The sequence below is a fragment of the Skermanella mucosa genome, assembly GCF_016765655.2.
Taxonomy (GTDB): domain Bacteria; phylum Pseudomonadota; class Alphaproteobacteria; order Azospirillales; family Azospirillaceae; genus Skermanella; species Skermanella mucosa.
The window spans coordinates 139,439-151,854 of sequence record NZ_CP086107.1; the positions used below are offsets into that span (position 1 = coordinate 139,439).

A 12,416-nucleotide genomic window follows, 5' to 3' on the forward strand; every position below is an offset into this window, starting at 1 on the left:
GTTTTCGGTTTCCGGATGATCATGCTGATCATCCGGAAACCGTATCAGACCTCACGGAAACTGCGTCGGAACAGCTCGCTGAAGGGCTCCAGCAGATACTGCATCATGGTCCGCTCTCCAGTGACGATGAGCACTTCCGCGGGCATGCCGGGCACCAGCTCGATCTGCGGTTCGACCTTCCGCAGCGAATCCCGATCGACCTCGACGCGGGCCAGATAGAACGGCTGCTTCGTCACGTCGTCGATGATCCGGTCGGCGGAAACGGACATCACGATACCGTCGATCTGCGGCGTGGTGCGGGACGAGAAAGCCGACAGGTGAACCTGAGCGGTCAAGCCGGGCTGGACGACATCGATATCGACCGGCGAGACGCGTGCTTCGATGACGAGCGTGTCGTCGGAGGGAACGATGTCGAGGATCGGCTCACCGGGATGGACGACTCCGCCTTCGGTTTTGTAGCGCAGGTTCAGGATCGTGCCGCTCACGGGCGCCGTCACCATGGTCCGCTTCAGGGTGTCCCGGCTGGCGAACAGCCGTTCTTTCACCGCAGCCAGGTTGTTTCGGACCTCGTCGGACTGAACCGCGATCTGATCCGCCCGCTCCGCGTCGAGCGCCAGGATCTGCATCTCGCTTTCCCCGATCTGCTGCTTCGCGCTGGCGATCTCGGCAAGGTACTCGCCGCGCATGCCGAGAATCTCCGCCTCGGCGCGCTGCATCCGCAGCAGCTCGGGCTTCGGGATCAGCTCCTTGTTGCGCAACACCTGCTTGCCCGCGATCTCTTCGGCAATCAGGGCCAGCTGGGTGGAGGTGCTCTGGACCTGGGCCTCCAGCCCCTTGATCTGCTCCCAGAGCAGGGCGATGCGCTGCTGGAGAACGCTCCTGCGGGAGATATGCCGCACCCTCCGCGTCTCGAACAGCCGCTTCTGGCTCTCGATGATGGCCCGCAGGTTCTCGGTATCCGCGGGGCCTTGCAGTTCGACCGGCCAGTCGAGGCGGTCGCGCCCCGCCTCTTCCGCGGAGAGACGGACCTGGGTCGCGTAGAGCGTGAGATACTGGTCGAGCAGACCTTCGTAGATCGCGCGCGGCTGGATATCTTCCAGTGACACCAGGATCTGCCCGGCCCTGACGGTGTCGCCCTCCTGGACCCGCAGTCTGGAGATGATGCCGCCTTCGAGGTGCTGAACCGTCCTCCGGCTCCCCTCGGGGCTGATGACGCCGGCCGCGACGGCACCCTTAGCGAGGGGAGCCACCGTGCCCCAGACGCCGAACCCCAGGGCGAAAATGCCCATCATCGCGAAACCGAGCCAGACCGGCCGACGGATGGTCCGCCTGAGCACGACGGCATCCCGGGGCTGCAGGTCCGGCGGACTGTCCTTCACGCGCTCGATCTGAGTGTACGTTCCCGTCATGGACATCCCGCATCTCCACTTTCTTCGCGTTATGTCGGACGCTCCCGAACCCGAGAACGTCCCAACCACATCCGGCCCCCGAACGCAGTCCCCGTTATGAGAGTGTCTCGCGCATGGACCTCGGCGGATTGGCGATTTTCGGCGGCTCGGCATCCGCAGCCACGACCATCGCCCTCGACGGCTCGTGCTCCGCCTGCCGGTGGCCCGCTCCTGGATCGGACGGCATGGCCATAGGGCGGTGTATCGGTACGGTACCGTCCTTGCCGGCCGCCTTGCGCAGCCGCTGCAGAACTTCGTCGCGCGGGCCGAAGATCTCGACCCGGCCGTCCTTGAGCAACAGTATCTTGTCCGCCTGCGCGAGAGTGGACGGCCGGTGTCCGACGATGACGATGGCGCCCGCCCGCTCCTTCAATTCGCTCACCGCCGCCGCCAGCGCCGCTTCGCCGCTCTGGTCCAGGTTGGCGTTGGGTTCGTCGAGCACGATCAGCTTGGGATCGCCGAAGATCGCACGGGCCAAGCCGATCCGCTGGCGCTGGCCTCCCGACAGCCTGACGCCGCCGTCGCCGATCTGCGTCTCGTAGCCGTCAGGCAGACGCTGGATCATTTCGTGGGCATGGGCCAGCTTCGCCGCTTCGAGGACCGACTCGTCGTCGGCATCTTCCATGCGGGCGATATTCTCCCGGACCGTCCCGGCGAACAGTTCGACATCCTGCGGCAGGAAGCCGATGTGCCGCCCGAGCTCGTCCGCGTTCCAGTGCCCCAGCAATGAATTGTCCAGCCTGACTTCGCCGCTCTGGGGCACGGCTATTCCCACGAGCAGGCGGCACAGCGTGCTCTTGCCGCCGCCCGACGGACCGATCACGGCGATCACCTCCCCCGGCTCCGCCTCGAAGGATACCCGCTGAAGCACCGGGGTCTTGCTGCCTACCGGGTAATAGGTCACGTCCTTGAACTTGATGTGGCCGGCGGGGGAGGGCAGCCGGATGCGCTGCGGCTCGGCGGGAAATGCCTTGAGGCGGTCGCGCAGCCGGTTGAAGGCGATCAGGCTGCTGGCGAAATTGCGCCAGGCGGACATCGCCAGTTCGATCGGGGCAAGCGCCCGCCCCAGAAGGATGGAGGTGGCTATCATCGCGCCCGGGGTCAGTTCGGCGCGCAGCACCAGGAACGCGCCGATCCCGAGGATCGCGATCTGGACGAAGAAGCGGAGGAACTTCGTCAAGCCGACCAGAACGCCGCCGCATTCGGCGGCCCGGCGCGTTGCATCCAGCGATTTCCCGTTGACGTCCCGCCAGCGCTCGGTCAGGGCCGGCAGCATGCCCATGGCGCGTACGACCTCGGCATTGCGGATCGCGGCTTCGGCGCGCTGGTTGGCGATGATCTGTGCCGCGGAGGCGGCTTTGTTCGGCTCGCGCGTCATCAGGTCGTTGGCCACGCTGAGCACCAGCAGGACGCATGCCGAACCGACCGCCACCATGCCCAGCGTGGGATGCAGGATCCAGATCAGCCCGATGAAGATCGGCGTCCAAGGGGCGTCGAAGAAGACGGTCAGCCCCTGGGTCGCGATGAAGTTCTGGATCTGGGCGAGGTCCCGCAGGGGTTGGGCCCCCGCGGGATCGCCCTGCAGACGCGCCCGCACGCTGGCCGACAGCAGCACCGGACCCAGGCGGCTGTTCAGCCAGCCGCCGATCCTCACCGTCACCGCGGTCCGGAGGGTGTCGAGCGCACCCAGCAACAGGAGGGCTGCGGCGGCCAGTCCGGTCAGCAGCAGCAGGGTTTCGATACGACCCGTCGTCAGCACCCGGTTGTAGACCTGCATCATGTAGATCGGCGAGGTCAGCATCAGCAAATTGATGATCAGCGTGAACAGGGCGACGACCAGGAAGGCCGACCGGCAGGCGGACAGGGCCTGTTTCAGGTCATTCCCGCTGGTCTGGCGCGGAGCGTTACTCGAAAGCCGGGGCATCGATGACAACCTTCATCCAGCGATGGTGAGACGGCGGGAAAAATCGGTGCCGCGCGGCAGCGGCACCGGGAAGGGACGGCAGGCGGTTTTTTCGTCCATGCCGGTTCACACGATGACGATGGACCCCGAATTCAGGTAGCTGTTGGCGACGGTCCCGGCTTGGGCCTGGGTTGTGGTTGCCGTCGAACCGATTATCGCCCACGTCTCATGCGGGCCGATGGCGCTCGTCGTCGCTCCGGGTTCCGTGACCAACCGCAGCCACCAATTGGAACTGAAGCTTTGAAGGCTAGCCCGGGCAAGTCCGTCCACTTCGATCCTCTCGCCAGCCTGGTAGTCCCAGATCAGGTTGAATCCGTCGAAGCTCCGGAAGGTGTCCGCACCGCGGCTTCCACCGTCATCAATGCCATCGCCGTAGATCGATCTTGCAAATCCTGCCGGCGTCGCCCCATCTGCAAACAGCAGGTCCGCACCGCTGCCGCCCCTCATGGTATCGTTGCCGCTGCCGCTGACCAGGATGTCCGACCCTAGCATGCCGAACAAGGTGTCCTTGCCGGCGCCGCCAAAGAGGGCATTGTTGGCGTCGCTGCCGATGATGGAGTCGTCGAAACCCGAACCGATGATATTCTCGATGGTGTTCAGATTGTCGCCTTCGGCATCGCCGCCCACGCCCAGCGTCGTACCCGCCGTGCTCAGCCCAACCGTGACGCCGGCCGAAGACTCCGAATAGTCCACCGCGTCGACCCCGGCACCGCCGATCAATAAGTCCGCCCCGGTTCCGCCGATCAGCAAGTCGTTGCCGCCCTTCGCGTCGATCTGGTCGTTTCCGGCTCCGCCGACCAGGCGGTTGACCCCGTCCGTCCCGATGATCGCATCGTTGAAGCTGGAGCCGATCACCTCCTCGATTGTGCTGTACCGGTCGCCCGAGGCTCCGCCGGTGCCCAGGCCGCCAGCGACGAAGAGGTCGACGCCGACGGCGCTGGCCGACGCGGAATAATCCACGACGTCGATGCCGTCGCCTCCGTTCATCATGTCGGCGCCGGGATTGCCGCGCAGGGTGTCGTTGCCCCCGTCGCCGTTCATCACGTCGTCGCCTTCGTTGCCGTCGAGGATGTCGTTGTCCGCCCCGCCATTGAGCTCGTCGTTGCCCGCGCCGCCGAGCAGGGTGTCGCCGCCGGCATCGCCGAACAGGATGTCGACTCCATCGCCGGCGTTCAGGCTGTCGTCGCCCTCGCCGCCATGAAGCTCGTCGTCGCCGGCCCCCGCGTTCAGGCTGTCGTTCGCGCCGCCGCCGCGCAGGATGTCGTTGCCCATCCCGCCGAGCAGGGAGTCGGCGCCCCCGCCACCGTCCAGCGTGTCGTTGTCGCTGCTGCCGTCGAGCAGGTCGTCGCCCTCGCCCCCGAACAGGCTGTCGTTGCCGAACGAGCCGAGCAGCGTGTCGTTTCCGAAGCCGCCATGGGCCGTGTCGTTCCCGCTCGCCCCGATGATGGTGTCGTTGCCGCCGCCGCCATAGATCGTGTCGTCGCCGTTCCCGCCGTCCAGGGTGTCATCCGCTCCGGCCGGGAGGGAGTCGCCGCCGTCGGGGGTCCCGTCGTTGTTGGCATCGATGGCGTCGCCGTAAAGAGCGTCGTTGCCGTCGCCGCCCCGCAGGATGTCCTCTCCGTCGCCACCTACGAGGATGTCTGCCGTCTTGGCCGCGGTCAGGGTATCGTTGCCATCGCCCCCGTCGAGATAATCCTCACCATCCGGCGTCCGCGAGGATGACGGCGGAGCCATCATGATGATGTCGTTGCCGCCGCGGCCGTTGACACGGTAGCTGCCCGCAGTCGTCGTCCTGCTGAAATTATCCGCCTCGGTGAGATTGATCGTCGTGTAGGTAGGCATTAGCGCACCCTCCGAACTTTCGCATCATTATTGCGTATTTGTGGCGTCGTGTAGAAAATCTACTTCGATCCTACTGCGGGGCGGCGCGCAGACAATAGCGCTCTTGGTCAACGATCAACCGTGTGCATCAGGTGGTGAATGCCGCTAAAGTTGATCATACTTTATCAATCTCAATATCCGAGTACGCCCAAGGACGTATCTCAAGGAAGCAATGGCCTCGTCAAGCCTGCCTCGATCGTTGATTTCGTTGTATATTTCATTGTCGGATTAGCTGACGACGGTTATTTTGCCCGCTCAAGTCGTGCCTCTCCCTCATCTTGCTTACATGCCCGGGCCTGTGCATACTCCGGATGCGCTCACGCTTCGTAAACCTATGGCTGCAACACACGAGTCTACGCCTTCCGGCTCTCGACTGCTAAATCCATTGTAGCTTGGGAGGTATTACTTTCATGATGTGTTGCGCCACTACGGCGCATCTACAAGCGGCATGATCTCTCCACCCGGCAAGAGAGGTCGGCAATGGCGGCCGATGCAACCTGGCTGCCAAGGCCCGGGCTGTGTGGAGCAGACATCGAGGGTATGAGGCGCGAACATGATTCATCAGTCAGCGGCGGACATGGGAGAACCAACTGTCTTGATTGTCGACCCGAAGAACCTTCGGCGAGCCGGCATGGTGGAACTTCTCAAATCCTGGGCCGATATCGTCAAGGTGACCCTGGCGGACTTCCCTGGTGTCGCGCCTCCCTTTGAAGGCGGTTACATCGGGTGCAGGATGGTGATCCTCAACCTGGGCGAGGTTTCCATCAATGCCTTCGGCAGTCAGCGCCTGATCCAGAATGTGCGCAGTCATCTGCCGGGAGTGCCCCTGGTCGTCATTTCCGATCGGGAGGAAGCCGACGAGATCGTCTCGGCCGTCCGCGCCGGGGTCAACGGCTTCATCCCCACGAGCATCGAGCCGGAAATCGCAGTCCGCGCGCTGACTTTCATCATGGGCGGCGGCTCGTTCTTCCCTCCGACCGCCCTGCTGGAGATCCGGCGCGGATTGGGTCTGGAGGCGAACGACGACGGCCCCCACCTCGACGATCCCGGGCCGCCGGGAGGACGACGCGGCCCGCTGAACCTGCTTAAGCCAAATGGTCCCAGCCGCCCGGATGTCCAAAGGAGAACGAAGGATACACCCAGGGTGTCGCCCCCCGGACCCAAAGTCTTGGGCAGGCATGGTCCGCCGGCAGGCCGCGCGGACCCTGTCCGGGCCGTCGTGCGGCCCCCAATACCTCCACCTCTCGGCCAGCAAGGGCCGGCATCAAGGCCGGCATCAAGGCCAGCATCAAGGAGCGAGACGGGAACATGGCAAAGAAGATCGGCAAGTTGCTTCTGACCAAACTATCCGCCCTGGCAAAGACCGACCAGAGTGGCGTGACCACCGTCCTCGGCGGCGAAGCCACGGCGGTCGGCCAGGATACGCTGGCTGAGGGAAAAGCCACGCTCCAGGTCAAGGATCTGGGGGCCGTGACCGTCGTCAAAGGGACCGCGAGCTTCGGCGCGACGGCCCAATCGACGGGTGGGTCGACGGCTTATGCGACGGCGGACAGCTTCGCCGATGTCTCAGGTGCGGACATCGTGATCACCCGTACGAAGTCGACGAGCAATACGACCGAGAACGGCGATTCCACCACCTGGACCGAAACTTCGACGACCCGCGTCCTCGCCATCGACATCGAAGGAATCACCCTGCCCAAGACGCTGGATCTTTCTGCTGGCCTGAGCAAGGTGCTTTCCAAGATCCAAGGGTTCAAGGCGATCAAAAAACCCGACCCGGTGGACCTCGACGGGAACGTCGCGAAAGTGCAGATCGACGTCCTGGTAGAGGGCGAAAACACCTATGCCGACGTCGGCACTTCGGTGCTGACTGTCGAGGATACCCTGTCCACGGTCAACGCTTCCATCACGACCGGGATCGCGTGACGGCAGTGCTCATATGCCGGGCGGCGGCCCGAGGAGCCGGGAGCCGCCCGTCACCTGGTCTGCGGACCACGATCGAACCCGGCCCGGTCACTTGCCGACCGCCGCCAATTCAGCTTCCCAGTCAATGATGCGGTCGGTGAAATAGGCCTCGAGATGAACCATCCCGGCGTCCATATACACCTCATGGGCGCCCCGGGTGGCATCGACGGCTTCCTCAAGGAAAGAGGACTGTTGCTGGCGCAGGCCCAACCCGCGTAGCGCGATCCCGAGATTGGTCTGGATCCGCGCCCAGTCGAGCGGATTGCGGTGGCGATCCGTTACCGACAACGCGGCCCGATAGGTCCGGACGGCCTCCTCCAGGCGCCCGGCCGTCCCCCGGTCCATCGCATCCAGCGTCATGAGCGCGGCTCCCAGGCCCGTCTGCGCGTGCGCCCAGGCGATCGGGTCGCGCTCGCGGACTTGCTCCCCGAGAGCGTCACGGTAGGCCTCGACCGCCTCTTCGAGGCGCTGCCGATCCTTTGTCATCCAGCCGAGCTGGAGCAGGACATGGCCGAGATTGTAGCGGGTCGCAGCCCATTCCCAGGGATTGCGATCCCGGTCGCGCACGTCGAGCGCGGCGCGGTAGGCCGCGGCCGCTTCGTCGAGAAGCTGGACACTCCTCTCCCTCGTCCCCACCCTGAGGAGCGCGGTGCCCAGCGCGGCCTGGCTCCGGGCCCATTCCAGCGGCGTTTCTTCCCGGGATTGCTCGCCGAGAACGGCGCGGTGGACGGCAGCCGCCTGCCGGGCAAGCGACATGTCGTTGGTCTGAAGGCCGAGTCTGGATAGCCCGAGGCCCAGATTGTGCTGCGTTGCAGCCCAGTGGAGCGGCGCCCGCGCCTGGGTGCGCGTCTGCAATGCGGCCCGGTATGCCTCGACAGCCTGTTCGAGGAGGGTCGTGCTTTCCTCCCTCGAGCCAAGGATCCACAATGCCTTGCCCAGATTGTTTCGCGCGGTCCCCCAGGCGAGCGGGTCGTCCGCACGGCTGCGCTCCTGAGCCACCAGGCCATACTGCCGGACGGATTGGGCCAGGGCGTCGTTATCACCGAAATCGGCACCCTGCCCGAACAGGGCTTCCGCAGCCTGTTCAAGATAACGCAGGCGCAGCGCCGCCTGATCGGCGGGGAGACGGGCTGCCGCCTCCCGGAAATGGTCCGCAGCCTGCCGGTAACGCAGGCGCGCCCAGGCGATTTCCCCGCGCAGCTCCTGGATCATGGCCTCGGAGATGACGGTTTCGGCGCCGCCGGGGCTGGGCGGGCTCGATTGCTGCAAAGCCCGGCCGATTTCCTCGACCAGCCGGTACGCGCGCGCCAGATCGCCGGTATCGAGAGCTTCCGCTAGATCGGCCCTGGCCTCCTCGGTCCCGGCCACCTGTTCCGGCAGCCCGCCGACCCGCATGGTCAGCCGCCTGTGCCGACGCGTGATGTCGGCGAGCGTTTCGCCCATCCGCCACGGCGCGATCCCGACTTCGCCGATGATCCGGCAAAATGCAATGACTTGCGCCCTGCCGAGCCCGAGAGTCCGCTGGAGTTCGTCGATCACTTCGTCCTGCCCGGCTCCGATGCCTTGCGAAGCCGGTTCCCGTGGCGATGCCATCACGGCCGAGACGAGCGTCGGCAGCCGCCTCGCGAGCGTTACACCGATGGCCGGGTCACCCGTCCGATGGCCGGGATGTTCGGGAGGCGAACCGGTGGATCCTGGTCCGACCCTGGCCATGGCGGCATCGTCGATCGGCTTGGTTCCGGCCCACGCGGAACCTGCAACCGATGTGACCGGCAGAGCCGCGCAAAAGCCGGCGACTGTCAACCTGCGGAGTGTCTGCCCGTGGATCGCGATCATCGGTTTTCCCGACTCCTGGTGGTACGGATAGCGTCGAGGGTCCGGACGTCGAGGGGTCAGACAAGAAAAGCGGACAAGGCCGTCGCCATATCGACCATGGCGCTTTCGACCAGTGCGACACCCAGGAATCCCCCGGCCAGAACGCGGTGCCCGGTCACTATCTCTTTGGACAGCCGGCTGGCCTGCTTGCTCTCGGCCGGGTTGGCCTCGATCTCGAGCGGGAGACCCTCGTCGATGAGGGACTCGTGTTGCACGCTATCCGAAAGGGTGTCGATCCCGCACAGGGCGGCCTGGGTCCGGTTCGACGCACCCAACTTCCGCATGATCTGCCGGACATGGACCTTTACCGTCGCCTCGCGCATCCCCAACTCGCGGGCGATCATCTTGTTCGACTTGCCTTGGCGCAGAAGGGCGAAAACATCCAGTTGGCGCAGGGTCAGCTGTCCGGAGCGCCCGCCCTGCGGGTCTCCACCGACTGCGTTGGGCTCGTGCAGGGTCGGGCCGCCGTGGTCGGACGTCTCGTCCTCCGCACCGCCGGGAGACCGCTGGCCCCTGAGTTCAAGCAGGACTTCCGGGGGAAAGAACGTTCCGCCGCCCATGATGAAGGTGAGCGCCTGAATCACGACATCAGGCTCGATGCTGGCCGGGATGAAGCCTTTGGCACCCGCGCGGAAGGCCGCTATGACTTCCCGAGGCTCCTCCAGATCGGAAAAGAGCACGACCGGCGTGTCCGGCAACTGCTCTCTCAGGATCTCGAGGAGGCACTGGGCGTCCGGGCTGTCTATGTAGCTCGCTCCCAGATTCAACACCGCCAAGCGGCATTCGCATCCGAGGTTGAGATCCTGGGCGGTCTCGACAAACCGCATACCGACGAGTGTCGCCGAAATCGAGTCAGCCCAGGAACGCAGAAAATTGACGACACTGGCCCTGCGCAGCTTGTTTTGATCAATAATGATCACTGCTGATCGAGGGGCGACTGCGGATGAAACCTCTTCCATGGCTTGGCCTCTTTTATTTACGGGCACCCGCATATTTGACAGCTTATAGCAAGAGCTTCCTAACCTTTCGGATTTGAACGAGCAATCTGGTCTGACTCTTCCCATTCATCACCGCGTCGTCGACGGAGATTTCGAAATGGGGTCGATTGCAGAATTGCGAATACACCCGGCGGCGCCGTTTCCCACGTTCGCCCTTTAGAACATGCATTCTGCTTCACGTTACCCCCCCCTTCAACTGGCCCCGATCGCCCGACGGCTCAGTGCATGCCGATAGCCTCTGGACCGACGTCCTGGATTGCTGCTGCATTTTATATGAGCGATCTGGCTTCTTGCCGGTTTCAGGCTGTCCACCCGGATAAGCCCGCAAGCGCCAGTCAGCCCTAAGTCTTCAGAAGGCCCCTTCAACCACCAAGATTTAGAACACTAATGATTCACTTTTATTACACCAGATCAAACCAGCAGCTTTTATCATGCGTGGTGACATGATGAAGCTCCTCGATTTTGCAATTCAGATTGACGGCGGATTGGTCATGCTTTTTAGGCGTATCAGATTTGCTTTTTAACTCGCGATCCCGACGTTATGCGCTACAACCGAGCGTGTCAATAACAGTATATGTCTCACATTGTATACCTTCTCTCTTAATTCCCGTTTCCATCGGGATTAGTCATACTGCCGATTACTAAGCGTTTTGCATGAGCCCAGCTACTCCATCCGGAGAAAGAAATTAGATACCCAAGCGTTCAATTTCCTTCATTAACTTTTGGGGAATATGTCGTTGCGGATCTTTTCCGATAGAGAAAATGAGCATTGAAAAGGGGTCCATACTCAAAAGTTTCGGAATTAATAAATAACAGTGCGTTAATATGAGACTAGATTCTATTTGTTTTTCAGATTCTCATTTCATTATTTTAACAATATTTGTTTTTAACGAAACGCGTGGTGGGCGGCTTTGTGGTTTATTTTGAGGGTTAATATTTTTTATTGCATCTCGACGCGTTGGCGCGGATGGCTGGGGTGGCCTGGGCTTGAATGGATCTATGGCCAAAGACGTAATTCTTGTGGTCTCCGGGAGCACCTCGTATCGCTATGATTTCAAGCTATCAGACGTGAGAACTGCCCAAATATTGGAGAGAACGGATGGTTTCGCCAAAGGTGCATGCCATACTGTTCGAATGACTATATCGCTGAAGAGAAACCAAATTTTTGGAAAATCTATTGAGTAAAAATATGAAGTATAGATCATCCGGGTGTTAAGCCCCGGGCACCTCCCTAGAACCAAAGTTTGACCAGTGCAATAAAGGCGCATGAGCAACATGGAGCTCGACAATTAGCGTCATCGATCGTTCGACCATTCATGATTCTGCGGTTTGGAGACTAAGGTTACCGACCCCTTTGACAAGGAGTGGAACGCCATGGCAACCTCATGGACATCTACAACCGGCGGGTCGACGAGGTTTTCAACCTCCGGGTCCGGGACCCAACCCTCCACCCAAACTTCAGACTACGATATTTCGCTGGGGGTATACACTCCCTCGAGCTCCGACACGCAGAACGGCGTCGCGATGGAACTCACCGGCGAAGCCTTCGCCATCGGTGAACAGACGATTGCCGAGGGCGACATCGATCTTGAGATCACCGATCTGGGGACGACGACCGTTGCTTCCGGCACATCCTCCTTCTCTGCAACTTCTCAGTCCGGTAGCGACAACACCGCCTATGCGTCTGCGGAGACCTCTGCGGCGATCTCTCCGGGAGGAAAAACCGTCGCCTGGAGCCTTGAGACGTCCAACACCGCCCAAAGCGAAGGTGAGAGCGAATGGAGCGTCAGTTCGACCACGGGCTCGCTCGTCGTTTATGACAGTTCCCCAGGAACCGGAACGGACAGTTCCAGCCTGGGCACTTCGACCGGCGGCGGCACTGCGGATACCCAGGCAAGCGCCGGCACCCCGGATTCGCCGGAGTCGGGCAATGCCGCGATCGATCCGCTTTCCGCTTGGGAATTCGATATGGGAAACATAGCTGTCTTGGACATAGACGCCTCTGCCTATGGCCAGGATACCTATATAAGCGTCGACGGCTCGATCCTTACCGTTGAGAATCAACTCTCTACGGTGTCAGCGCTTGTTATCGGTGGAGTTGGATGAGTTCAGTCGGCCCGGATTCGCATTCGGTTTCCTCGGCGACGACGGACTCAGGGCGTATCGACTGAACGTGACGGCGCCGGCCGGTTCCGTAGGCCGGCCTCATCCGGGTTCGTTGAGCTTCCTCGCGATCGGACTTGCGGGCGCGCCGGGCCGGACGGCAGTCTTGGCCGTCCGGGTCGC

8 protein-coding genes are annotated in these 12,416 nt (G+C 62.6%); 3 read left to right on the forward strand and 5 right to left on the reverse strand.

The genetic code is table 11. The features are described 5' to 3' along the window. Nucleotides 1-44: 44 nt before the first annotated feature. From JL100_RS30595 to JL100_RS30605, 3 genes are all read right to left on the reverse strand, one after another. Entirely contained in the window at nt 45-1,409 is a 1,365-nt protein-coding gene (locus JL100_RS30595) for an HlyD family type I secretion periplasmic adaptor subunit (RefSeq protein ID WP_202683103.1), read from the reverse strand. Nucleotides 1,410-1,503: 94 nt separating this feature from the next. Next, nucleotides 1,504-3,372, reverse strand: coding sequence for a type I secretion system permease/ATPase (locus JL100_RS30600; RefSeq protein WP_202683104.1), 1,869 nt, complete (start codon nt 3,370-3,372; stop codon nt 1,504-1,506). Between the two features lie 105 nt (nt 3,373-3,477). Further along, nucleotides 3,478-5,253: a calcium-binding protein gene (locus JL100_RS30605; protein WP_202683105.1), complete on the reverse strand. Its 1,776-nt coding sequence runs from the start codon at nt 5,251-5,253 to the stop codon at nt 3,478-3,480. Between the two features lie 634 nt (nt 5,254-5,887). On the opposite strand from JL100_RS30605, the gene JL100_RS30610 reads away from it, so the two are divergent. Both JL100_RS30610 and JL100_RS30615 read left to right on the forward strand, forming a co-directional pair. Continuing rightward, nucleotides 5,888-6,631: a helix-turn-helix domain-containing protein gene (locus JL100_RS30610; protein WP_228421634.1), complete on the forward strand. Its 744-nt coding sequence runs from the start codon at nt 5,888-5,890 to the stop codon at nt 6,629-6,631. Next, a complete protein-coding gene (locus JL100_RS30615) occupies nt 6,601-7,218 on the forward strand; it encodes a hypothetical protein (protein WP_202683107.1) in 618 nt (205 codons plus the stop codon). The genes JL100_RS30610 and JL100_RS30615 overlap by 31 nt, the downstream gene beginning before the upstream one ends. An 87-nt stretch (nt 7,219-7,305) precedes the next feature. On the opposite strand, the gene JL100_RS30620 is transcribed toward JL100_RS30615, so the two are convergent. After that, on the reverse strand, nt 7,306-9,093 hold the full coding sequence (locus tag JL100_RS30620) for a tetratricopeptide repeat protein (RefSeq protein WP_202683108.1): 1,788 nt from the start codon (nt 9,091-9,093) through the stop codon (nt 7,306-7,308). Nucleotides 9,094-9,149: 56 nt separating this feature from the next. Beyond that, nucleotides 9,150-10,091 (reverse strand): response regulator transcription factor, encoded by a 942-nt coding sequence (locus tag JL100_RS30625; protein WP_228421636.1) that lies wholly within the window; start codon nt 10,089-10,091, stop codon nt 9,150-9,152. A 1,563-nt stretch (nt 10,092-11,654) separates the two neighbouring features. Between JL100_RS30625 and JL100_RS30630 the strand changes: the two genes are divergently transcribed. Then, nucleotides 11,655-12,236, forward strand: coding sequence for a hypothetical protein (locus tag JL100_RS30630; protein ID WP_202683109.1), 582 nt, complete (start codon nt 11,655-11,657; stop codon nt 12,234-12,236). Nucleotides 12,237-12,416: the final 180 nt, after the last annotated feature.